General features: G+C 42.6%; 18 protein-coding genes and 1 tRNA gene. 7 read left to right on the forward strand and 12 right to left on the reverse strand.

Annotated features, from left to right (window positions below; all coding sequences use genetic code 11):
* Positions 1-276: 276 nt before the first annotated feature.
* The 10 genes from rpoC to deoC form a co-directional block, all read right to left on the reverse strand.
* Entirely contained in the window at positions 277-4,458 is a 4,182-nt protein-coding gene (gene rpoC, locus J8L97_RS19095) for a DNA-directed RNA polymerase subunit beta' (protein ID WP_192509036.1), read from the reverse strand.
* A gap of 116 nt (positions 4,459-4,574) precedes the next feature.
* Positions 4,575-8,600, reverse strand: coding sequence for a DNA-directed RNA polymerase subunit beta (gene rpoB / locus J8L97_RS19100; protein ID WP_211052173.1), 4,026 nt, complete (start codon positions 8,598-8,600; stop codon positions 4,575-4,577).
* 262 nt (positions 8,601-8,862) lie between these two features.
* Positions 8,863-9,225 carry a 50S ribosomal protein L7/L12 gene (rplL, locus tag J8L97_RS19105; protein WP_119860665.1) on the reverse strand — a complete coding sequence of 121 codons (363 nt, stop codon included), beginning with the start codon at positions 9,223-9,225 and terminating at the stop codon, positions 8,863-8,865.
* A gap of 71 nt (positions 9,226-9,296) precedes the next feature.
* Positions 9,297-9,791, reverse strand: a complete 495-nt coding sequence (gene rplJ / locus J8L97_RS19110) for a 50S ribosomal protein L10 (RefSeq protein WP_010367644.1) — start codon at positions 9,789-9,791, stop codon at positions 9,297-9,299.
* 340 nt (positions 9,792-10,131) lie between these two features.
* Positions 10,132-10,833 carry a 50S ribosomal protein L1 gene (gene rplA, locus J8L97_RS19115; protein WP_192509038.1) on the reverse strand — a complete coding sequence of 234 codons (702 nt, stop codon included), beginning with the start codon at positions 10,831-10,833 and terminating at the stop codon, positions 10,132-10,134.
* A gap of 4 nt (positions 10,834-10,837) precedes the next feature.
* Entirely contained in the window at positions 10,838-11,266 is a 429-nt protein-coding gene (gene rplK, locus J8L97_RS19120) for a 50S ribosomal protein L11 (protein ID WP_010367640.1), read from the reverse strand.
* A gap of 178 nt (positions 11,267-11,444) precedes the next feature.
* Complete coding sequence (gene nusG, locus J8L97_RS19125) at positions 11,445-12,002, reverse strand: transcription termination/antitermination protein NusG (protein ID WP_192509039.1); 558 nt, start codon at positions 12,000-12,002, stop codon at positions 11,445-11,447.
* Positions 12,003-12,006: 4 nt separating this feature from the next.
* Entirely contained in the window at positions 12,007-12,384 is a 378-nt protein-coding gene (gene secE / locus J8L97_RS19130; protein ID WP_192509040.1) for a preprotein translocase subunit SecE, read from the reverse strand.
* 134 nt (positions 12,385-12,518) lie between these two features.
* A tRNA-Trp gene (locus tag J8L97_RS19135) sits at positions 12,519-12,595 on the reverse strand.
* 131 nt (positions 12,596-12,726) lie between these two features.
* A complete protein-coding gene (deoC, locus tag J8L97_RS19140) occupies positions 12,727-13,470 on the reverse strand; it encodes a deoxyribose-phosphate aldolase (RefSeq protein ID WP_211052174.1) in 744 nt (247 codons plus the stop codon).
* Between the two features lie 350 nt (positions 13,471-13,820).
* Between deoC and cysG the strand changes: the two genes are divergently transcribed.
* The 6 genes from cysG to cysQ are packed head-to-tail and all read left to right on the forward strand — an operon-like array spanning position 13,821 to position 20,747.
* The gene (gene cysG / locus J8L97_RS19145; protein WP_211052175.1) at positions 13,821-15,242 is read left to right on the forward strand and encodes a siroheme synthase CysG; all 1,422 of its coding nucleotides are present in this window, start codon (positions 13,821-13,823) and stop codon (positions 15,240-15,242) included.
* Between the two features lie 45 nt (positions 15,243-15,287).
* Positions 15,288-16,187: a sulfate adenylyltransferase subunit CysD gene (gene cysD / locus J8L97_RS19150; RefSeq protein WP_192509043.1), complete on the forward strand. Its 900-nt coding sequence runs from the start codon at positions 15,288-15,290 to the stop codon at positions 16,185-16,187.
* Positions 16,188-17,603: a sulfate adenylyltransferase subunit CysN gene (gene cysN, locus J8L97_RS19155; RefSeq protein WP_211052176.1), complete on the forward strand. Its 1,416-nt coding sequence runs from the start codon at positions 16,188-16,190 to the stop codon at positions 17,601-17,603.
* A gap of 33 nt (positions 17,604-17,636) precedes the next feature.
* The gene (locus J8L97_RS19160) at positions 17,637-19,361 is read left to right on the forward strand and encodes an SLC13 family permease (protein WP_211052177.1); all 1,725 of its coding nucleotides are present in this window, start codon (positions 17,637-17,639) and stop codon (positions 19,359-19,361) included.
* A 12-nt stretch (positions 19,362-19,373) separates the two neighbouring features.
* The gene (cysC, locus tag J8L97_RS19165; protein ID WP_210996346.1) at positions 19,374-19,970 is read left to right on the forward strand and encodes an adenylyl-sulfate kinase; all 597 of its coding nucleotides are present in this window, start codon (positions 19,374-19,376) and stop codon (positions 19,968-19,970) included.
* 3 nt (positions 19,971-19,973) lie between these two features.
* On the forward strand, positions 19,974-20,747 hold the full coding sequence (gene cysQ / locus J8L97_RS19170; protein ID WP_211052179.1) for a 3'(2'),5'-bisphosphate nucleotidase CysQ: 774 nt from the start codon (positions 19,974-19,976) through the stop codon (positions 20,745-20,747).
* Between the two features lie 70 nt (positions 20,748-20,817).
* On the opposite strand, the gene J8L97_RS19175 is transcribed toward cysQ, so the two are convergent.
* Complete coding sequence (locus tag J8L97_RS19175) at positions 20,818-22,146, reverse strand: hypothetical protein (protein WP_211052181.1); 1,329 nt, start codon at positions 22,144-22,146, stop codon at positions 20,818-20,820.
* A gap of 85 nt (positions 22,147-22,231) precedes the next feature.
* Entirely contained in the window at positions 22,232-23,062 is an 831-nt protein-coding gene (locus J8L97_RS19180) for an arylamine N-acetyltransferase (protein WP_211052183.1), read from the reverse strand.
* Positions 23,063-23,234: 172 nt separating this feature from the next.
* On the opposite strand from J8L97_RS19180, the gene J8L97_RS19185 reads away from it, so the two are divergent.
* Positions 23,235-23,405 carry a DUF6435 family protein gene (locus tag J8L97_RS19185; RefSeq protein ID WP_211052185.1) on the forward strand — a complete coding sequence of 57 codons (171 nt, stop codon included), beginning with the start codon at positions 23,235-23,237 and terminating at the stop codon, positions 23,403-23,405.
* Positions 23,406-23,420 lie beyond the last annotated feature (15 nt).

The raw sequence follows: 23,420 nt of genomic DNA on the forward strand, positions 1-23,420 counted from the left end.
ATTAGTCCGCTTGTTGGGAAGTACTATTCGTGAATTGATACCAGATTAATACACTTAAGATGACAGCGATACGTTTGCATATAAAAAAGCCAATTGGGTTTATAAAAACCAACCTCTCTTTTTCTTACCTTCACAATATCTATCCATAAACGTATCGATAACACACTCTAAACGCACACCAGACACTTTAGCTGTCATATGAACATCATGCACAAAAAAGCCGCCTTGCGGCGGCTTTTAAAGCTGATGGTATTTACTACCTAGCTGATAATGCGTTTAGTCATTACCGCCTAATAAGTCAGCGTTAAGTGCATCAGTTAGTGCTTGAGTTGCCTCTTCAGCGCTTACTGTTTGCTCCTCTACAGGCTGTTCAGCTTGCTTACGACGAGCCATACGTTCTTGGTGATAAGAGAAACCGGTACCCGCTGGGATCAAACGACCCACGATTACGTTTTCTTTCAGACCACGAAGTTCATCACTCTTACCATTTACTGCGGCTTCAGTCAGAACTCGCGTTGTTTCCTGGAACGATGCTGCTGAAATAAATGATTCAGTGGCAAGTGATGCTTTAGTAATACCCATAAGTTGTATTTCAAACTTGGCAGGGATCTTACCTTGCTTTTCAAGTTCACGGTTCGAGATATTTACTCGAGCCACTTCAACTTGTTCACCAGCTAAGAACTCCGTGTCACCACCGTGCAGGATGATACATTTACGTAGCATCTGGCGGATGATTGTTTCGATGTGCTTATCGTTAATCTTTACACCCTGTAAACGATATACTTCTTGTACTTCGTTTACGATGTAATTAGATACATCCGTTACACCACGTAGGCGCAAGATATCATGTGGAGATTCAGGACCATCGGCGATGACTTCACCTTTAGACACTGATTCCCCTTCAAACACGTTAAGCTGACGCCATTTCGGGATCATTTCTTCGTAATGATCACCTTCATCTGGTGTAATAACTAGACGTTTCTTACCTTTAGTCTCTTTACCGAAGCTAATTGTACCTGTGATCTCAGCAAGAATTGCTGGCTCCTTAGGCTTACGAGCTTCAAATAAGTCCGCAACGCGCGGTAGACCACCGGTGATATCTCGAGTTTTTGAACCTTCTTGTGGGATACGCGCAAGCGCTTGACCCGGTGCAGCTGTTGCACCATCAGAAATTTCAATTGTCGTGAACGATGGTAAGCGTATCTCTTGTAGTCCACGCTTCTTACTTTCAACGATTAGTTTAGGCTCTTTCGCATTTACTTTAGAAAGGTCCTTAACAACAACCCGTGTTAAACCGGTAAGGTCATCTGTTTGCGCTTCTGTGTTGCTATCATCAATGTCTGAGAAAGACACTTTTGATTCATGCTCAAGAATGATTGGGTGACTATGCGGGTCCCATGTTGCAACAACATCATTACCTTGAACGTCTGCACCGTCTTGGATTGTTAATACCGCACCGTAAGGTACTTTATAACGCTCTTTCTCACGACCATGTTCATCGATAACTGTTATTTCTGTTGAACGTGAAGTAATAACGATTTTGCCATCAGTATTAAGTACATACTTAGCATTGTGTAGCTTCATGCTACCGTTATTTTTAACTTGTACGCTGTTTTCCGCAGATGCTCTTGATGCCGCACCACCGATGTGGAATGTACGCATCGTAAGCTGTGTACCCGGCTCACCGATTGATTGAGCAGCGATAACACCCACAGATTCACCTGCATTAATGATGTGTCCACGTGCAAGGTCACGACCATAACACTTAGCACATACACCAAAGTCGTTATCACATGTGATAACTGAACGTACGCGTACTTCATCAACTGAGTGCTCTTCTAGAAGGTCACACAGTTTCTCATCAAGCATAATATTACGCTCAACCAACACGTCATTCGTACCTGGTATAACAACATCTTCTGCAACTACACGACCTAATACACGTTCGCGTAGTGGTTCAACAACATCACCACCTTCGATAAGCGGTTTCATTGTTAGACCGTCTAATGTGCCACAGTCATCATCATTGATAACCAAATCTTGTGCAACATCTACTAGACGACGAGTTAGGTAACCCGAGTTCGCTGTCTTAAGTGCCGTATCGGCTAGACCTTTACGCGCACCGTGCGTTGAGATGAAGTACTGTAGTACGTTTAGACCTTCACGGAAGTTAGCCGTGATTGGTGTTTCGATGATTGAACCATCTGGACGTGCCATCAGACCACGCATACCTGCTAGCTGACGGATCTGAGCGGCACTACCACGAGCACCAGAGTCTGCCATCATAAACACGGAGTTAAATGACGGTTGCTCTTCTTCTTCGCCTTTGGCATTGATAACGGTGTCTTTTGACAAGTTCGCCATCATTTCACGTGATAAGTTTTCGTTAACACGTGACCAGATATCGATTACTTTGTTGTATTTCTCACCCGCAGTTACAAGACCTGATTGGAACTGTTGGTTGATTTCATTCACTTCTGCTTCTGCATTGTCAATGATTTCGGCTTTAACTGGTGGAATAACCAAGTCATTAATACCGATAGAAACACCAGATTTCATCGCGTAATGGAAACCGGTATACATTACTTGGTCAGCAAAGATTACAGTATCTTTTAGACCTAAACGGCGATAACACTCGTTTAGAAGATTTGAAATCTGCTTTTTACCTAATGCTTTGTTGATAAGCTCAAACGGTAAGCCTTCAGGTAATACCAAAGAAAGTATTGCACGACCAACCGTCGTATCAATGATTTCTGTTACTTCAGAACGCTCACCAGTTTCTTCATCTATGCGTGTTTCAGTAATACGTACTTTTACACGAGCATGAAGTTCAGCAGTACCTGTACGGTATGCTTTTTCAGCTTCTTTCTGATCTTTAAAGACAATGCCTTCACCTTTACCATTGATGCGATCACGCGTCATATAGTAAAGACCCAATACAACGTCCTGTGAAGGTACGATGATTGGTTCGCCGTTCGCTGGAGATAAGATGTTGTTTGTAGACATCATCAGCGCACGCGCTTCAATTTGAGCTTCGATTGTCAACGGCACGTGTACCGCCATTTGGTCACCATCGAAGTCGGCGTTATAGGCCGCACATACTAATGGATGTAAATGGATTGCTTTACCTTCGATCAGTACCGGCTCAAATGCCTGAATACCAAGACGGTGAAGTGTTGGTGCACGGTTAAGTAATACCGGGTGTTCACGGATCACTTCATCAAGTACGTCCCAAACCTCAGGAACTTCACGCTCAACCATCTTCTTCGCAGCTTTGATAGTCGTAGCCATGCCGCGACGCTCAAGTTTACCGTAGATAAATGGCTTGAATAGCTCTAATGCCATCTTCTTAGGAAGACCACACTGGTGAAGTTTAAGCGTAGGACCTACTGTGATTACAGAACGACCAGAGTAATCTACACGCTTACCTAATAAGTTTTGACGGAAACGACCCTGCTTACCTTTGATCATATCAGCAAGCGACTTAAGTGGACGCTTGTTAGAACCGGTAATTGCACGACCACGACGACCATTATCAAGGAGCGCATCAACCGCTTCTTGCAACATACGCTTTTCGTTACGTACGATAATATCTGGTGCCGCTAAGTCTAATAGACGCTTCAAACGGTTATTACGGTTAATAACACGACGGTATAAATCATTCAGATCAGACGTCGCAAAACGACCGCCATCTAGTGGTACTAGAGGACGAAGATCTGGTGGAAGAACCGGAAGTACACTCATGATCATCCACTCAGGGTTGTTACCTGATTGGTGGAAAGATTCCATAAGCTTAAGACGCTTAGTGATTTTCTTACGCTTAGTCTCAGAGTTAATTGTTGGTAACTCTTCACGCATTTCTGCGATTAACTGACCAAGATCAAGTTCACGAAGTAAGTCTAGTACTGCTTCAGCACCCATCTTAGCTTCGAACTCATCACCGTGCTCTTCTAATGCATCTAGGTATTCTTCTTCACCTAATAGCTGACTACGTTCAAGCGTTGTCATACCAGGCTCAGTTACCACGAATGATTCGAAATAAAGTACACGTTCGATATCACGTAACGTCATATCTAGCATTAAGCCAATACGAGACGGAAGTGATTTAAGGAACCAAATATGCGCTACTGGGCTCGCTAGTTCAATGTGACCCATACGGTCACGGCGTACTTTAGTTAGCGTTACTTCAACGCCACATTTTTCACAGATCACACCACGGTGTTTTAAGCGCTTATATTTACCACATAAACACTCATAATCTTTCACTGGGCCGAAAATACGGGCACAGAATAAGCCATCACGCTCAGGCTTGAAAGTACGGTAGTTGATTGTCTCAGGTTTCTTTACTTCGCCGTAAGACCATGAACGAACCATGTCTGGTGAAGCAAGACCAATTCGAATCGCATCGAACTCTTCGGTCTTATTTTGTTGCTTCAGAAACTTAAGTAAGTCTTTCACCTTAGCTCTCCTGTCGGAGGTTAATCTTGAGGGCAAGCATTGCTCACCCCTACATTCTTTTAATCCGGTCACTCAATTAAGAGTCACTGCCGCACCTTAATGATGCGGCAATCGGATTAGTGTTCTTCCAACTCGATGTTGATACCGAGTGAGCGGATCTCTTTGAGCAATACGTTGAATGACTCTGGCATACCCGGTTCCATTTTATGGTTACCGTCAACAATGTTTTTATACATCTTAGTACGACCGTTTACGTCATCCGACTTAACTGTCAACATTTCCTGAAGTGTATAGGCAGCACCGTATGCTTCTAATGCCCATACCTCCATCTCACCGAATCGCTGTCCACCGAACTGAGCTTTACCACCTAGTGGCTGCTGAGTTACCAAGCTGTAAGAACCTGTTGAACGTGCGTGCATCTTGTCATCAACTAAGTGGTTAAGTTTTAACATGTACATGTAACCTACGGTTACTTGACGTTCAAATGCATCACCAGTACGACCATCATAAAGCGTAACCTGACCGCTTGATGGGTATCCACCTAGCTCAAGTAGCTCTTTGATTTCGCTTTCTTTTGCACCATCAAATGCAGGTGTAGCAATTGGTAAACCACCTTTAAGGTTTACAGCTAAGCGTTGGACTTCATCATCAGAGAAGCTAGCAATATCTACCTTCTGACGACAATCACCGACTTCGTATGCTTTTTTGATGAATTCGCGCAATTCGTGAAGTTCACGTTGCTCTTTCATCATTTCTTCGATGCGCTCACCAATACCACGAGCAGCAAGACCCATATGTGTTTCAAGGATCTGACCGATGTTCATCCGTGATGGTACACCTAACGGGTTCAACACGATATCTACAGTACGGCCTTTGTCATCATAAGGCATGTCTTCAACAGGTACGATAGTCGAGATAACACCTTTGTTACCGTGACGACCAGCCATTTTATCACCAGGCTGAATACGACGTTTAACGGCAAGGTAAACCTTAACAATCTTAAGTACGCCCGGCGCTAAGTCATCACCTTGAGTGATCTTGCGACGCTTGTTCTCAAACTTTTTGTCGTACTCTGCTTTAAGCTCATCGTACTGTGCAGCTAACTGCTCAAGTTCAGATTGTTGCCCTTCATCAGCAAGACTTTGCGTTAGCAATCTCTCAGTGCTTAGCTCTGCAATGCTGTCTTCACTGAAGCCTGCTTGGACAAGTAGGTTACGTGCACGATTTAGTACACCACCTTCCAGAATCTTAAACTCTTCGTTGAAGTCTTTTTTCGCTTCGCGAAGCTGCATATCTTCCACTTCAAGTGCACGTTTATCTTTTTCAACGCCATCTCGAGTGAATACTTGTACATCGATTACAGTACCAGTAACAGAGTTTGGAACACGCAGAGAGCTATCTTTTACATCAGACGCTTTCTCACCGAAGATCGCACGCAGTAGCTTCTCTTCAGGTGTTAGTTGTGTTTCACCTTTAGGGGTTACTTTACCAACTAAAATATCGCCGCCTTTCACTTCTGCGCCAATATATACAACACCTGACTCATCAAGCTTACCTAACGCAGACTCACCTACGTTTGGAATATCAGCAGTGATTTCTTCTGGACCTAACTTAGTATCACGGGCAATACACTGTAACTCTTGAATGTGGATAGTCGTTAGACGATCTTCTTCAACAACGCGCTCAGATAATAAAATCGAGTCTTCGAAGTTGTAACCATTCCAAGGCATGAATGCCACACGTAAGTTTTGACCTAGAGCCAAATCACCTAAATCTGTTGATGGACCATCTGCAAGCACATCACCACGTACAACCGGCTCACCAACCATACAAGTTGGTTTTTGGTTAATACACGTGTTTTGGTTTGAACGTGTGTATTTCGTTAAGTTATAAATGTCGATACCGGCTTCGCCAGGCACTCGCTCATCTTCATTAACGTTTACAACGATACGGCTTGCATCAGCGTATTTCACTACACCGCCACGTTTTGCAACGATGGTTACACCTGAATCTTTCGCAAGTGTAAGTTCAATACCAGTACCAACTAACGGCTTATCTGCTTTTAACGTCGGAACTGCTTGACGTTGCATGTTTGAACCCATCAATGCACGGTTAGCATCATCGTGTTCAAGGAACGGGATAAGCGCAGCTGCCACAGAGATAACCTGCTGTGGAGATACGTCCATATATTGAATGTCAGCACGACCCATAAAGGTTGATTCACCTTTGTGACGACACGGGATCTGTTCATCAATAAATTCGTTATTTTCGTCTAAGTTTGAGTTCGCCTGTGCGATTACAAACTGACCTTCCTCAATAGCAGAAAGGTAATCAACTTCATCGGTTACAACGCTATCGACAACTTTACGGTATGGTGTTTCTAAGAAACCGTAATCATTTGTACGTGCATACGTTGACAATGAATTGATTAGACCGATGTTCGGGCCTTCCGGCGTTTCGATTGGACAAACACGACCATAGTGCGTTACGTGTACATCTCGCACTTCGAAGCCTGCACGTTCACGTGTCAAACCACCCGGACCTAATGCAGAAATACGACGCTTGTGCGTTACTTCTGAAAGCGGGTTGTTTTGGTCCATAAACTGAGAGAGCTGTGAAGAACCGAAGAACTCTTTAACTGCTGCAGAAATAGGCTTAGCATTAATAAGATCTTGAGGCATAATTGCATCAAGGTCACCAAGACTTAGGCGTTCACGTACAGCACGCTCAACACGCACAAGACCAACACGGAATTGGTTTTCAGCCATTTCGCCAACAGAGCGAATACGACGGTTACCAAGGTGGTCGATATCATCTACTTCACCTTTACCATTTCTGATGTCGATTAATACCTTCATCACAGAAACAATATCAGTTTTGTTTAATGTACCAGGGCCTGTATCTGTATCGTAACCTACACGGCTGTTAAACTTCATACGACCAACAGTCGACAAGTCATAACGCTCTTCAGAGAAGAATAGATTATCGAATAATGCTTCAGCAGCATCTTTCGTTGGCGGCTCACCTGGACGCATCATACGGTAGATTTCTACCAATGCTTCTAGGCGGTTGCTAGTAGAGTCAATGCGCACAGTATCAGAAATGTAAGCACCGCTGTCTACATCATTGATGTACAGGGTATCGATCTTAGTGTGGCCGGCTTTTACAAGCTCTGCCATCAACTCAAGAGATAACTCAGCATTTGCCTCAACAATTACTTCGCCTGTTGATGTATCAACGTAGTTTTTAGCAACAACACGACCTATGATGTACTCATGTGGTACTTCAAGGTGTTTGATTTCTTTCTTTTCAAGTGTTTTGATGTGGCGCGCTGTAACACGACGGCCAGATTCAACCAACACTTCGCCTTCATCATCTTTAATATCAAAAGCCGCTGTTTCACCACGAAGACGTGATGGTACTAGCTCCATTAATACTTTACCGTTAGACACTTCAAATGCAGTCGTCTCGAAGAACATTCCTAGGATTTCTTCGGTCGTGTACTCAAGCGCACGTAAGATGATTGATGCAGGTAATTTACGGCGACGGTCAATACGAACATAAAGATTATCTTTTACGTCGAATTCGAAGTCTAACCATGAACCACGGTAAGGAATAACACGTGCATTATAAAGCACCTTGCCAGACGAATGAGACTTACCACGGTCGTTATCAAAGAATACACCAGGTGAACGGTGTAGCTGAGAAACGATTACACGCTCAGTACCATTTATAACAAACGTACCAGTGTCTGTCATGAGCGGGATTTCGCCCATATATACTTCTTGCTCTTTAATGTCTTTTACTGTGCCTGGCGCTTCTTTATCCATTAGCACAAGACGAAGTTTTACGCGAAGTGGAGCAGAAAAAGTCACACCGCGAATTTGACATTCTTTTACATCGAATACTGGCTCACCAATACGATAACTTACGTATTGAAGCTCAGAATTTCCCGAGTAGCTTTTGATTGGAAAAACAGAACGAAATGCTGCTTCCAAACCATGATCACCATCGGCGTCCGGATTCAAGAACTTTTTGAACGATTCTAACTGCGTAGACAGTAAGAAAGGTATGTCCAAAACTTGTGGACGTTTACCAAAATCCTTACGGATACGTTTCTTTTCAGAATAAGAGTAAGCCATGGGGTTCCTCAGCTTGCTGATCTTTGACCCAACCTGTTCTTGTATGAACAGACTTAACTGGCATCTAAGCCAGGATAACAACATCTAATTGTCACTCTACATTTTAACTTCATTAACAAAAATATAAGCCATTGAAAATAATGAAAAAACATAGAGGTTTTGCGCTAAACGAATACTCACGCTATAGCGCAAAAGGGCCGGTGATTAAAAAATCACCAGCCCTTGCCTGATTTCTCAGACAGCGAACCTAGCAAAAGCTAGATTACTTGATCTCAACTTCAGCACCAGCTGCTTCAAGATCAGTTTTAAGTGCTTCAGCTTCTTCTTTAGAAACAGCTTCTTTCACTGGAGTTGGAGCAGCTTCAACAAGTGCTTTAGCTTCTTTAAGGCCTAGACCAGTTGCGCCACGTACTGCTTTGATAGAAGCAACTTTGTTAGCGCCAGCAGCTTTAAGAATAACGTCAAATTCAGTTTTCTCTTCAGCAGCTTCAGCAGCAGGACCAGCAACAACAGCAGCTGCTGCAGTTACACCGAACTTCTCTTCCATTGCTTCTACTAGTTCAACAACGTCCATTACTGACATTTCAGCAATTGCGTCAAGGATTTGGTCTTTAGTTACAGACATTTCAAATTTCCTAATTATTTACGAACCCATGTGGTTCAAAAAAATTTATTTACGAAAGGAGCGGGCTTAAATTAAGCAGCTTGCTCAGCTTTCTGTACACGTACTGCTTCAATTGTTTTACACAATTTGCCAGCAGACGCTTCTTTCATAGCGCTCATTAAGCGTGCAACAGCTTCGTCGTATGTAGGTAGCTTAGCAAGCATATCTACGTCTACAACTTTACCTTCGAATGCAGCAGTCTTAAGCTCAAATTCTTCGTTCTTTTTCGCGAAATCAGCAAAGATACGCGCAGCAGCACCTGGGTGCTCTGAAGAGAAAGCGATAAGGCTTGGACCAACTAGTGATTCGTTTAGGCATTCGTAATCAGTGCCTTCAACAGCACGTTTAGCTAGCGTGTTACGGACTACTTTCATCCATACACCAGCTTCACGAGCTTCTTTACGAAGAGCAGTGATTGCACCTACTGTTACACCACGAGAATCAGCAACAACTGCTGATAGAGCACCTTTGGCAGCTTCGTTGACTTCAGCAACAATTGCCTTTTTGTCTTGAAGATTTAAAGCCATGGGTGTTACTCCTGGTTTATTGAAAAACGTAATGTTTTTCAGTTCTACTCTACCCTGTCGCTAATGCGACAGAGATGCTTTTTACGGCGAGAGCCAGAAGATTAGGAAAAATCTAGCTGGGATTCACACCGTCTACGTAGGAATAATATTAAGACCCGAAAGCCTCCTACGGTCTTGGACGGAAGCACAATTTATCGTCTTGCTATTAAAGCTTAACGAAATTATATGCTTCAACCCGAATTCTTTACATTGTTGGGCAATTTACAAGTAAATTTCTCAACAAAATGGCGCGAAATTATAGTACAAATTTTACGCCATGTAAATGCTATTCTCTAAAAACTTATACAACTGTATTTAGAGTAGCTTGATCTAGAGCAACACCTGCGCCCATAGTTGTAGAGATAGTTACCTTCTTAAGGTAAGCACCTTTTGCTTGTGAAGGCTTCGCCTTCTTAAGCGCTACAAGTAGAGACTCAAGGTTTTCTTGTAACTGAACAGCTGTGAAATCCACTTTACCGATAGTAGTGTGGATGATGCCGTTCTTATCGTTACGGTAGCGAACCTGACCAGCTTTAGCATTTTTAACTGCTTCTGCAACGTTAGGCGTAACAGTACCAGTTTTAGGGTTAGGCATAAGACCACGTGGACCTAGGATTTGACCTAGTTGACCAACAACGCGCATTGCATCTGGAGAAGCAACAACAACGTCAAAGTTCATTTCGCCTTTTTTAACTTGCTCAGCAAGTTCTTCCATGCCCACTAAATCAGCACCAGCTTCTTTAGCAGCATCAGCGTTTGCACCCTGAGTGAATACAGCAACGCGCACTTCACGACCAGTACCGTGTGGTAGTACCGTAGCACCACGAACGTTTTGGTCAGATTTACGTGCATCGATACCAAGATTAACTGCAACGTCAACACTTTCAACGAACTTAGCTGTCGCTAGCTCTTTTAGAAGCGCAACTGCTTCGTTGATTTCGTAATCTTTAGATACTTCCACTTTTTCGCGGATAGTACGCATACGTTTAGTAAGTTTAGCCATTATATTATCCCTCTACATCCAAGCCCATCGCACGCGCAGAACCTGCGATAGTGCGAACCGCTGCATCTAAATCGGCAGCTGTAAGGTCAGGACGTTTAGTCTCAACAATCTCTTCAAGTTGAGCACGTGTAACTGTACCCACTTTTTCAGTGTTAGGACGGCCTGAACCAGACTTGATGCCAGCCGCTTTCTTAAGCAAATAAGAAGCTGGTGGAGTTTTCATGTCGAACGTGAAAGAACGATCATTGTAAACTGAGATTACAACAGGAACTGGTGCGCCTTTCTCAATAGACTCTGTACGTGCGTTGAACGCTTTACAGAATTCCATGATGTTAACACCGTGTTGACCTAGTGCAGGACCTACTGGAGGACTTGGATTAGCCATACCAGCAGCAACTTGTAGCTTGATTAGAGCTTCAACTTTTTTAGCCATGATAATACCTCATTAGGTGGGTCTTAGCCTTGTGCGCGCGAGGACGCGTACTCAAACGGCTTCCCAAATTAATAAAAAGCTTTTTGCCACTTATTTACAAAATAGTAAAGGAGCGAATACAAAAAGGCCGCTGATTATAAGTTAACCAACGGCCTTTTTCAAGTCAGTAAAAGAAAAATTACTTATCTTTCTCTACTTGACCAAAATCTAGATCCACCGGCGTTGAACGGCCAAAGATCAGAACCGATACTTTTACGCGGCTCTTTTCATAATCCACTTCTTCAACAACACCGCTGAAATCAGCAAATGGACCATCTGTAACACGAACCACTTCACCCACTTCAAACAACGTAGCCGGCTTAGGCGCTTCTGCATTTTCTTGTAAACGATTAAGAATACGATCCGCTTCTTTTTTGCTAATAGGTGCAGGGCGATCAGATGTACCACCAATAAAGCCCATTACACGAGGCGTACTATTCACCAAGTGCCAGCTAGCATCATTCATGTCCATTTCAACTAGCACATAACCTGGGAAGAATTTGCGTTCAGATTTGCGCTTTTGACCTGCACGCATTTCTACAACTTCTTCCGTTGGTACTAACACTTCACCGAAACTATCTTCCAAGCCTTCGATTTTAATATGCTCATTAATGGTTTGAGCTACACGTTTTTCATATCCTGAAAACGCTTGAATTACGTACCAACGTAATTTCTTTTCTTTGTTCTCATCCGACATGGGATCAGATCTCCAATCCAGTTAAAAAGCCAACAACTCGGAATAACAGGCCGTCTAAACCCCAAAGGATTAACGCCATTATTACAGTCGCAATCATAACAATAAATGTTGTGTGAGTCGTTTCTTGACGCGTTGGCCAAACAACCTTACGAACTTCAATGCGAGCTTCTTTTGCAAACGCAATGAAGATGCTCCCTTTTCCCGTTGTAGCAGCGATACCTAATGCCACTGCAACTGCGACCACAACGCCAACTGCACGTATCAATACTGACATATCAGCGTAGAGGTAATTAAATACCACTGCGCCAGTCAACAACGAAATTGCAACTAGCCATTTAACCATGTCCATCGAGCTTGACGGCGTTTCAACATTAGTGCTCATAATAATTTACCTTAAATACAGACACAACAACCCTGCACCAAGACAGGGTTAATCCATTAAATCCAAATGTATAAATAAGCGCTAATGTGTAAGAAACCAACACCTTATTTTAGATTTGGACTCATCAATATGAATGGCAGGGGCGGCAGGACTCGAACCCGCAACCATCGGTTTTGGAGACCGCTGTTCTACCAATTGGAACTACGCCCCTGCAAAGTGGACGCCCATTATACTGACGAACAAATTGAAAACAAGAGTAAAAGATATGCAAAAGCAAAAATCATTGTGTAAAAATACGCTATCCGAGCATTTTTCCCACAAACAAACCTCAATACGAGACCGTCACTCCATTTTCAACACATGATAAACATCTTTCAGTAAACTGGATGCGCCAAAACGAAAATGCTCACTACAAATCCATTCCGTACCCATAATTTTTTCTGCGAGGCATAAGTATGCTTGTGCATCTTGTACGGATTTTACGCCACCTGCGGCTTTAAAGCCCACATCACGGCCCATTTTTTTTATTGTGTTTAATATAACTTCAGCAGCTTCAAGTGTTGCGTTTACTGGTACTTTTCCAGTGCTGGTTTTAACAAAATCAGCTCCAGCTAAAATAGCAATTTCACTCGCTTGAGCAATAAGCTCAGCATCAGCCAACTGACCGCTTTCAATAATCACTTTTAAGGTTGCTTTACCCACACACAATTGCTTACTTGAATGCACATATTCCCATGGTGTATCAGGGTCCCCAGCGATAAGCTGTTTATACGGTAGCACTAAATCAATTTCAGAAGCGCCATCTTGCAACGCCTGTTCAGTAGCGTGTAAAACAGACTCTAATGAATCTTCCCCACTTGGAAAGTTGGTTACTGTTGCTATCTTAATTTGCTGCAAGTTTTGCAACTCTAACGTCGCACGAGCATGTTTAATAAATTCTGGATAAATACAAATGGCAGCAGGTAACGTATATTGTACATCAATACTATTTATTAAGTCTGAGATACTACTTTCTGAGTCACTGTCATTTAACGACGTTAAATCCATTAAACTAAGCGCCAGCAGAGCAGACGAGTGTCGTGTCATACGTTATATCCATTCATCAATTGTGTCTCTGCTCAGTTAAATGCATCTTGCTTTATTGCTACAGGACATTTGTCCTTAATATGGCAAACTTTAAGACGCAATCACAAACGTACCCTCAGCATAACTCATAACCAAACACTCTAAGCCTTAAATGAAAAACCGTAAATGCGGGTAATCCCTTGTAACTTAAGCCTTAGGTCAAAATCACACCCCCTATATAACTTTTAGTTATAACAATTTAGTTTAAATTCTTTTTTCTTATGCTAGCCCCGCTATATTCTGCTCATCTGCTCGCTACCAACAACCATCATGTGGGCTTAAGCATTCGTATTAAGAAAGAGGTTACTAACGTGCAATACTTACCTATATTTACCAAGCTTGATAATAAACCGGTGCTCGTCGTCGGTGGTGGTGACGTTGCACTAAGAAAATGCCGAGCTTTTTTAAAAGCCCGAGCAAAGGTGACACTTGTAGCGCCTGAGTTTTGCGATGAATTATTAGAGCACGCAAGCAAAAATGAAGTCTACTTAATCACGGCTTACTTTGAAGAATCTCATTTAGATGGAAAAATGCTCGTCATTGCTGCAACTGATAACGAATCTGTGAATAACACCGTCTTCGAATTAGCTAATAGACGCAATATTTTTGTCAATGTAGTTGATGACCAACCAAAATGTAGCTTTATTTTCCCGTCAATTGTCGATAGAGACCCAATCACCATTGCTATTTCTAGTGCGGGAACCGCCCCCGTCTTAGCAAGACGTCTGCGTGAAAAGCTAGAAACGCTTATTCCACAGCATATAGGTCCATTAGCGACATTAGTGGGTAGTTTTAGAGACAATGTAAAAGCCCGCTTTAAACACTTCGCCGATAGACGACAATTCTGGGAAGGTGTGTTCGACTCAAGTGTTGTTAGCAAAGTGCAAGTAGGTGATACGCAAGGCGCGAGCGCGCAATTGCACGATATGCTCGATGCTAAAGCAGAACCTGAAGGTGAGGTATATGTTGTCGGGGCTGGACCTGGCGACCCTGAATTGCTTACTTTAAAAGCCTTGCAGCTTATGCAACAAGCAGACGTCGTCGTCTATGACTATTTAGTTTCTGACGAGATTATGGATCTCGTACGCCGTGATGCAGATTTGATTTGTGTTGGAAAGCGACTCGGCAATCACAGTGTGAAACAAGAAGACACCAATCAAATATTGGTCAATTTGGCACAACAAGGTAAGAAAGTCTGTAGAATAAAGGGGGGAGACCCTTTTATATATGGACGAGGTGGCGAAGAAGTTCAAGTACTTGCACAACATGATGTAAGGTACCAAATTGTACCAGGAATAACTGCAGCAGCTGGATGTAGCGCCTATGCAGGTATACCTCTGACGCATAGAGATCATGCTCAAGCAATTCAATTTGTTACTGGTCACTGTAAGAAAGATGGTCAAGAGCTAGATTGGCCATCTCTGGCTAAGCCAAATCAAACCCTGGCAATCTATATGGGCGTACTAAAATCGCCACATATACAAGCGCAATTAATAAAATACGGTCGCGGTGGCGATACACCTGTCGCGATTGTTGAAAATGGAACACGAAAAGAGCAACGTGTGGTACGGACTCAATTGAGTCAATTAGCTGAGCAAATTGAGCACCATAAAATTGTATCACCTGCACTACTCATTATAGGGGAAGTTGCAGCATTACATGAACAATTAGCTTGGTTTGGTAGCACGGCTCAAACGAGTAGTTATGCACAGCCATTAACAGAAGTAGCATAAATTACTTTTTATAACGATTTTTTATTTTTAAGTAGGACGACGACAATGGCTTTAACACATCTTCAGCAGCTTGAAGCTGAGAGTATAAAGATTATTCGCGAAGTCGCCGCTGAGTTTGAGAACCCAGTGATGCTTTACTCTATCGGTAAAGACTCTTCGGTGCTTTTGCATTTAGCGCGTAAAGCGTTTTATCCAGCTAAAATTCCGTTCCCTTTATTACACGTGGATACGAATTGGAAATTCCGAGAGATGATTGAATTTCGCGATCGTTTGGCTAAAGAGTATGGCTTTGATTTATTAATCCATAAAAACCCAGAAGGGATTGAAATGGGCATGGGTCCATTTACTCACGGCTCAGCGAAACACACCGACGTCATGAAAACCCAAGGTTTAAAACAAGCGTTAGATAAATATGGATTTGACGCCGCTTTTGGTGGTGCTCGTCGTGACGAAGAAAAATCGCGTGCTAAAGAGCGTGTTTATTCATTCCGTGACAAACACCATCGCTGGGACCCAAAAAACCAACGTCCTGAACTTTGGAATACATACAACAGCCAAGTAAACCCTGGTGAAAGTATCCGTGTTTTTCCATTGTCTAACTGGACTGAACTAGATATTTGGCAATATATCTATCAAGAAAACATTGATATGGTGCCATTATATCTTGCGAAAAAACGTCCTGTCGTAGAGCGTGACGGTACATTAATCATGGTAGATGATGAACGTATGCCGCTCGAAGAAGGCGAAGTGCCTGAAATGAAATCGGTTCGATTTCGGACTCTAGGCTGCTACCCACTCACAGGTGCGGTTGAATCAACGGCAAGTACTTTAACTGAAATTATCGAAGAAATGCTGCTATCTACATCATCTGAGCGAGAAGGCCGCGTGATTGATCATGACTCGTCAGGGTCAATGGAGAAGAAAAAACGTGAGGGGTATTTCTAAATGACGACTGCAAATGAAGTAAAAGAGCTAGGCATTGACGCTTATCTAGCACGCCAGCAAGACAAAAGTTTATTACGTATGATGACCTGTGGTAGCGTCGATGATGGTAAGTCGACCCTGATTGGCCGGCTACTGCATGATAGCCACCAAATTTATGAAGATCAGTTAGCTGCTCTGCATAAAGATAACGAAAAAGTCGGTAATGCTGGTGAAGATCTTGACTTAGCTTTGCTGGTTGATGGCCTCCAAGCTGAACGTGAGCAAGGGATCACAATCGACGTAGCATATCGTTACTTCTCAACAACCAAACGTAAATTTATCATTGCTGACACGCCGGGACATGAGCAATACACCCGTAATATGGTAACGGGTGCGTCTACCAGCGACTTGGCAATTATTTTGGTTGATGCCCGCTATGGTGTGCAAATTCAAACTAAACGCCATAGTTTTATCTGTGATTCACTGGGCATTACGCAATTTGTGGTTGCTATCAATAAAATGGATATTTGTGACTTTGACGAAGCTGTTTTTGAGCGCATCAAAGCACAATATTTAAAGTTTGCCGAGCAGTTAAATGTGACGGATATTAAATTCGTTCCAATGTCGGCACTTAAAGGTGACAACGTTGTAACTCGCTCAGAGCACACACCTTATTATACTGACAAGCCACTGTTAGAGTTACTTGAAGACTCACCTGCAGCCGCGGCAAACAACGACTTTGAAGCACGCTTCCCAGTCCAATATGTTGTTCGCCCTAACCTAGATTTTAGAGGTTTCCAAGGTACGTTAACTTCAGGTACATTAGAAGCTGGTCAAGCGGTAAAGGTATTACCTTCTGGTAAGCAATCTACAATTAAAGAGCTCGTTACATTTGACGGTAACTTAGATAAAGCAGAAGCAGGCCAAGCCTTTACTATCACCTTAAATGACGAAGTTGATATTAGCCGTGGTGATGTCATTGTTGCTGCAGATGCAAGTGCGGCTGCAACGAACCAAGTACAGGCAAAGTTAGTGTGGATGCACGAAGCGCCACTCGTACTGGGTAAAAGCTATAACTTTAAGCTCGGCAGCAAGAATACTGCTGCAATAGTCAAGAAAATTGATTACACCATTGATGTGAATACATTAGAGCATGGGTCAGCCGATAGCTTACAACTGAATGAGATTGCCGTTGTGACGCTTGAACTGACTGAAAGCATAGTGGCTGATAGTTACCGTAATAACCGTGACACGGGGTCGTTTATCCTGATCGATAGATTGTCTAACTTAACGGTTGGTGCAGGTATGATAGAAGCGCTATTGAGTGAACAAGCCGCAAATCAATCACAATTCAGTGAATTTGAGATCGAGTTTAATGGGCTGGTACGTAAGCACTTCCCACATTGGCAAGCCCTAGACATTTCAAAGTTAAAGTAATGTCGATATACCTGTTATTAGGAGCATTCTAGGATGTACGAGCAAATCATTTTAACAGGTATAATGCTGACTTTAGTAGGGTGCCTATTTGGCACTCGCCTAAAGCCTGCGTGGTTATTTGTTGGTGCCATCGGTACCAGCTACTTAACGGGATTAATCGACCTTGAGAGTATGCTCGTTAATTATGCTAATCCATCTTTAATCACGCTTATTTTGTTAATTCTGGTATCCGTTGCAATTGAAAAAACCACCTTAGTACAAAAGCTCGCGCAATCATTGGCGAAAGGCAGTTTATCAAAATCCGTAATGAAGCTCGGTTTATCTACCGCCTTTTTATCATCATTTACGAACAATACCGCCGTGGTTGCCTCGTTGATTTCTGCAATCAAAGACAGCCCAACTCACTCCCCTTCAAAGCTGTTATTGCCACTGTCATATACCGCAATTCTAGGAGGAACGTTAACACTCATAGGTACTTCAACCAACCTTATTGTGAATGGTTTTGCCGTTGATGCAGGCATGCAGCCCCTCGGTTTTTTTGATTTCACGCTGGTTGGTTTAGGCGCATTATTTGTTGGTTTATTAACAATTATGGTCATGCTCAAATATTTACCTGACAACGGAAAAGCCGACCAAGAAGTTGTACCATTTTATCTGGAAGGCAAAGTGCAGGCTCATTCGAAACTTGTAGGCCGCACAGTAGAAGAGAACGGATTACGTGATTTAAAAGACCTGTTCTTAGCCGAAATAATTCGTGGTGAGCGCCGTATTTGTGCTGTCACCCCCCAACAAGAAATTCTTAGTGGTGACGTCTTGTTGTTTGTAGGCGATATTAAGTCAGTACCATTGCTGACTCGATTTGATGGTTTAAAAATCGTCCATGACAAGCATGAAAAAGACGTTGAGCACCTCGTAGAAGTGGTGGTAAGTCAATCATCAAAGTACATTGGCAAAACAGTTAAAGAAGTCCGCTTTCGTGAGCAGTTTCACGCTGCCGTTATCGCTATACGTCGCGGACATGACCGTTTACAAGGCGGCTTAGGGCAGGTACAACTGCAAGCTGGTGACTCTCTTATATTGGCCCCTGGTAACCAGTTTTATGCACTGCCAAATTTAAAGCGCGAGTTTGTTTATATCTCGGGATTGGACTTACAAACCCACCTAAAACCAAAACAATCTAATCTTGTACTCATAAGCTTCGTGACGGTTTTAGGACTCAGTATTTTAGACATTGTACCGTTAGTGAAGGGTCTATTGGTATTGCTCGTCGCGCTGGTATTTATGGGTACTATCAAAGTTAATGAGCTCAAGCGTCGTTTCCCTATCGAGCTCATTGCCATTGTTGGCAGTGCCATCGGCTTAGCAAAATTAATGATTGGCACTGGCCTCGCTGCGCAAATCTCCGATGCCCTCTTTTTTCTATTGGGAGACTTTGGGCCATATGGGGCGTTTATCGCCATATTTGTGATGACCGTTGTGTTCACTGAACTCATCACCAATAATGCCGCCGCCGCTTTATCCTTCCCTGTCGCCTATGCGCTTGCTGCCGGGTTTGGAGTAAACCCTTTACCTTTTGTCATGGCCGTTGCATTTGGTGCGTCAGCCAGTTTTATTTCTCCATTTGGTTATCAAACAAACCTAATGGTTTATAGTGCGGGCAATTACCGCATCAAAGATTATGTCGCGATGGGCCTCCCCCTATCGATAATTTATTCAATCACGGTTCTGACTCTCATCCCCATAGTCTTTCCGTTTTAGTAGGCGTATATAATGGACGAAAATGTAGTTTGGCATAACTATGCTGTTGATAAAGCACAGCGTAACGAGCACAAAGGTCATAAACCTTGTGTTTTATGGTTTACTGGTTTTTCTGGCTCTGGAAAAAGTACTGTAGCGGGTGCACTCGAAAGTGCTTTACATCAACAAGGCATTCATACTTACTTACTCGATGGTGATAATGTTCGCCATGGGTTATGTAAAGATTTGGGGTTCAATGACGTCGATCGGATTGAAAACATCCGCCGTGTTGGTGAATTAAGCAAACTTATGGCCGATGCTGGTTTAGTGGTACTCACTGCTTTTATATCCCCTTTTCAAGCGGAACGAGACATGGTGCGTGATTTACTTGATGACGGTGAGTTTATCGAAGTGTTTTTAGATACCCCACTTGATATCTGTGAGCAACGAGATCCAAAAGGGTTATACAAAAAGGCCCGAGCAGGAGAGATCAAGCACTTCACAGGTATTGATTCTGACTATCAAATTCCACTCAAGCCTGAAGTCATTTTAGATACCAGTAAAAATTCGCTAGACCAATCAGTACTTCAACTGATAGCGTATCTAAAAGAAAGAAACATCATAGGATAAGTCATGAACCAAACTGACCTGCTCGAAGAAATTTTGCATCTAAGCCGTACGGCAGGTGAAGCGATAATGCCTATCTACGCGAGAGACTTCGCGATTGATTATAAAGCAGATGAAAGTCCTATTACAGAAGCTGACATCGCCGCACATAAAGTCATTGTTGCAGGGTTACAGAAGTTGACCCCTAGCACCCCGATTCTCAGTGAAGAAAGTGCACATATCCCATGGGCAACTCGTCAAACTTGGGATGAATACTGGCTCGTAGATCCGATTGATGGAACTAAAGAGTTTATTAAGAAAAATGGTGAATTCACCGTTAATATTGCATTAATCAAAGATGGAAAGCCTGTTTTAGGTGTCGTTCATGCCCCAGCACTCAACCTGAGCTATTTAGCTGCAGATGCGATTGGAGCATTTAAAGAATGTGGTGAGGCCCGTATCGAACTCAAGGTAACTAAAAAAGCAAACATAGGTAGGATCAACGTGGTTGGCTCTCGCTCGCATCCATCCCCTGATTTAGCAGCTTACCTAGCGCAGTTCGAAGACGTGGAGATGATCCCTAAAGGTAGTTCACTTAAGCTTTGCCTAGTAGCAGAAGGCAGCGCTGACATTTACCCTCGTTTAGGCCCTACGAGCGAATGGGATACTGGTGCAGGTCATGCTGTTGCGGCTATTGCAGGAGCAACTATTACTCAAATTGATGGCTCCCCATTGACCTATAATCAAAAAGACAGTTATTTAAACCCCTACTTTATCGTTTCTCGGTTGGAAAGCCAGTAGTACCAAAATAGCTGCCTGTATTATCAAAAAAGGCACCTGTTGGTGCCTTTTTGTCATTCGCACTATATCACTATAATGCGTAAAGTGATTTCATTGCTCGATAATCAACACCAAACTCTTGTCTAAACCAGTGATTCACAAAATCTTCTTGGGGGTCAACCTTACCGCAGCGCAGCGCATTTTCAGCAACAGACTCAGCGGCAGAATGTTGGCAATACTGTCGATGCCAAAGGGCATTAAGATCTTCCTCAAATTTTCCTTGAATGGGATCCAACTGACTTTTTAGTAAATCGGTAAGATTCAAAAATTGTGCAACTAACGGCTCTAAATCAGCTTCTTTAAAATTTGCTGAGTAGCTTTTAGTACTATTTACTTCACTGCTCGACTGCTGATGGCTTAACATTTGTCCAGAAATTAGGCCTTCATATCCCAAACGTGCTGAGTAATATTCTTGATACTCTGTAACTGGGTAAATATAAACACGTTCAATGTCGACCTCAACGCGCTTTTCCTGATCAGCTGGGTCCACTCTATATTCAGTTACCATATAACGCTTTTCTTGCTGGCTATGACGCGCTTGACGCTCGTAACTAATATCTGTGTGAAATTCAAAGCGTGCCGTTTGTTTGGCTTGTGATGTGTACCATAAGCTTGCTTGAAAGACATTACGTAGCTGAGCTGTTGTATTTTCAACTAAATAGCGTTGTGCGGTACTATCATATGTACCTAGCTTTAAATTTTCCCGGATCCTCACGTTTCTAAAGCGACTTTGATCATAATTATCAAGCTGTAAAGAAACAGGTTGCTGCCAAGCTAGGCAATATTTATGGACAAACTGTCTTAAGAAAAAGCGTTGACCATATACATGCTCCGCGAGAGACAAACACCGTGCTTTACCATCTTTAGCCAAAATTGACCGATAACGCGATAATTCAGACGTGATCTGAGCATTATTCAATAAATAAGCGTATTGGCTTTCGAACCAACGAAAGCGATCTGGCTGTTGAGCATGTGCTAAGTTCTCAGCTTCACGACGCAGCCATACTTGCATATGACCGAGCTCTTCACTTTGAGTCGCAGCTTGAGCGCCATACGTTTGTAAATTCCAGAGAGACTGATTTCGCAAAATGGTTTCTAACTTTTGCGCGGCACCGGTAAAGTTGCTAGCAAGACGTAGCATTCTTACTTCAATTAACCCTCGGTCTATAATTTTATTCCGTGCAACTGCAAGGCCCTGTCTTGCTTTGATATCTTCAGAGTCTTCATCTAATGCTTGCTCATACAACTCTGCAGCTTGTTGGTAAAGTCCTTGTTTATACAGCTTATCGCCTTTTTCTACTAAGCTCGTGCATGCTGACAAACACAGAGCTAAGGTCAGAATATATAACGGTTTACGCATATCGCTCCACAATCCTTTTGGTTTTCTATCATCGATAGTTAATATGCCAAGACTCTACCTTAGTTTTTGGTCAAAATCTACGCCTTTACTTGAGGCCTTTCTCCACCATATTGCGCATTTTTTTGAACACCTGATCTGTTTTTTTGGTATTGATTTTTAACTTAAACTGCTCAGTCAACAGTGTGTGAAGTTGCCCAGCATTATCTATGACTTGCTCACTATGTTCAGCAGTATTTTCATTGCAGTATATATAACTGTTATTACGAATTAAATAACGCTCCCCCTGCTCAATGCGCGACACAACAAGGTTGTTTACAAACCCTGCATTTGGATGTTGGTGACTATAGAAGTGCGCAACATCACAGTCGCCTTCATACACTATTGACAAATCAACGTCATATAATGAAATGGGTTCTGGTGCAAGCATCTTGACTGTAACAGCATTTTCAGTGCGCTTGATTTCGTATTCGTTGTTTTCTTGTCTCATCACATTATTACGATTAATCGACAAAGGTATAATTGGCGTGTTCACCCCAAACCCGACATCCACCAAATATTCATTGTCTTCAAATGTTAAAAGCGTCAAACGGTGTGTTCTTGGGTTTGTTTTTGCCCCATTTAACATGACTCGCGCTAATACAGGCCGCACTTCAAATCCCAATGCAGATAATGCCACCCCAGCCACTTTATTGTGTTCAAAACAGTACCCGCCTTGGTGCTGACTAATGAGACGATCAAATAGTAGCTCTTCATCCAGTGGCAACAATGTGTCAGACATCGCGTTAATACTACTAAAACTAAACTCAGCTAAATGCCGAGCTTGTAGCGCACCAACCAATGCTAATCCCGTTAAATCACCCGCTAAGTCAAGCTGTGCCAAATATTGCTGTATATATAACACATCACATTTTTCCATTATAAAACCTATCGTTTTCAATTTAGTAGCACGTAAGATAAAACCTCAAGTTAGATTTAGGTCAATACTTATTTGTTACAATTTATGTTATTTGCCTATTTATTTGATAAACAGTCGATCGAATCGCTTCGACAAAGCGTAGGTATATGGTCTTGTTTATAGGAGTAGGTCCATGTTTGGAGTATTTAAATCTGATCCACAAAAGGCACTGAGAAAGCGGTATGACAAAAAACTTGAAGAAGCAATGCATGCCCAGCGACGTGGCGATATTAAAAGCTATGCATTTTTGAGTGCCGAAGCGGAAAGTATTTGGATTAAAATCAATGAGCTAAATCGCCCATAAAAGCAGTTCAGGCAT

The organism is Pseudoalteromonas sp. MMG012 (genome assembly GCF_018100875.1).
GTDB classification, from domain to species: domain Bacteria; phylum Pseudomonadota; class Gammaproteobacteria; order Enterobacterales; family Alteromonadaceae; genus Pseudoalteromonas; species Pseudoalteromonas aurantia.

What these genes read in the sequence shown, in the direction of transcription:
- rpoB (WP_211052173.1), bottom strand. Translation starts at nt 8,600, where the DNA reads ATGGCTTACTCTTATTCTGAAAAGAAACGTATCCGTAAGGATTTTGGT.
- rplL (WP_119860665.1), bottom strand. Translation starts at nt 9,225, where the DNA reads ATGTCTGTAACTAAAGACCAAATCCTTGACGCAATTGCTGAAATGTCA.
- rplJ (WP_010367644.1), bottom strand. Translation starts at nt 9,791, where the DNA reads ATGGCTTTAAATCTTCAAGACAAAAAGGCAATTGTTGCTGAAGTCAAC.
- rplA (WP_192509038.1), bottom strand. Translation starts at nt 10,833, where the DNA reads ATGGCTAAACTTACTAAACGTATGCGTACTATCCGCGAAAAAGTGGAA.
- rplK (WP_010367640.1), bottom strand. Translation starts at nt 11,266, where the DNA reads ATGGCTAAAAAAGTTGAAGCTCTAATCAAGCTACAAGTTGCTGCTGGT.
- nusG (WP_192509039.1), bottom strand. Translation starts at nt 12,002, where the DNA reads ATGTCGGATGAGAACAAAGAAAAGAAATTACGTTGGTACGTAATTCAA.
- secE (WP_192509040.1), bottom strand. Translation starts at nt 12,384, where the DNA reads ATGAGCACTAATGTTGAAACGCCGTCAAGCTCGATGGACATGGTTAAA.
- deoC (WP_211052174.1), bottom strand. Translation starts at nt 13,470, where the DNA reads ATGACACGACACTCGTCTGCTCTGCTGGCGCTTAGTTTAATGGATTTA.
- cysD (WP_192509043.1), top strand. Translation starts at nt 15,288, where the DNA reads ATGGCTTTAACACATCTTCAGCAGCTTGAAGCTGAGAGTATAAAGATT.
- cysN (WP_211052176.1), top strand. Translation starts at nt 16,188, where the DNA reads ATGACGACTGCAAATGAAGTAAAAGAGCTAGGCATTGACGCTTATCTA.
- J8L97_RS19160 (WP_211052177.1), top strand. Translation starts at nt 17,637, where the DNA reads ATGTACGAGCAAATCATTTTAACAGGTATAATGCTGACTTTAGTAGGG.
- cysC (WP_210996346.1), top strand. Translation starts at nt 19,374, where the DNA reads ATGGACGAAAATGTAGTTTGGCATAACTATGCTGTTGATAAAGCACAG.
- cysQ (WP_211052179.1), top strand. Translation starts at nt 19,974, where the DNA reads ATGAACCAAACTGACCTGCTCGAAGAAATTTTGCATCTAAGCCGTACG.
- J8L97_RS19175 (WP_211052181.1), bottom strand. Translation starts at nt 22,146, where the DNA reads ATGCGTAAACCGTTATATATTCTGACCTTAGCTCTGTGTTTGTCAGCA.
- J8L97_RS19180 (WP_211052183.1), bottom strand. Translation starts at nt 23,062, where the DNA reads ATGGAAAAATGTGATGTGTTATATATACAGCAATATTTGGCACAGCTT.
- J8L97_RS19185 (WP_211052185.1), top strand. Translation starts at nt 23,235, where the DNA reads ATGTTTGGAGTATTTAAATCTGATCCACAAAAGGCACTGAGAAAGCGG.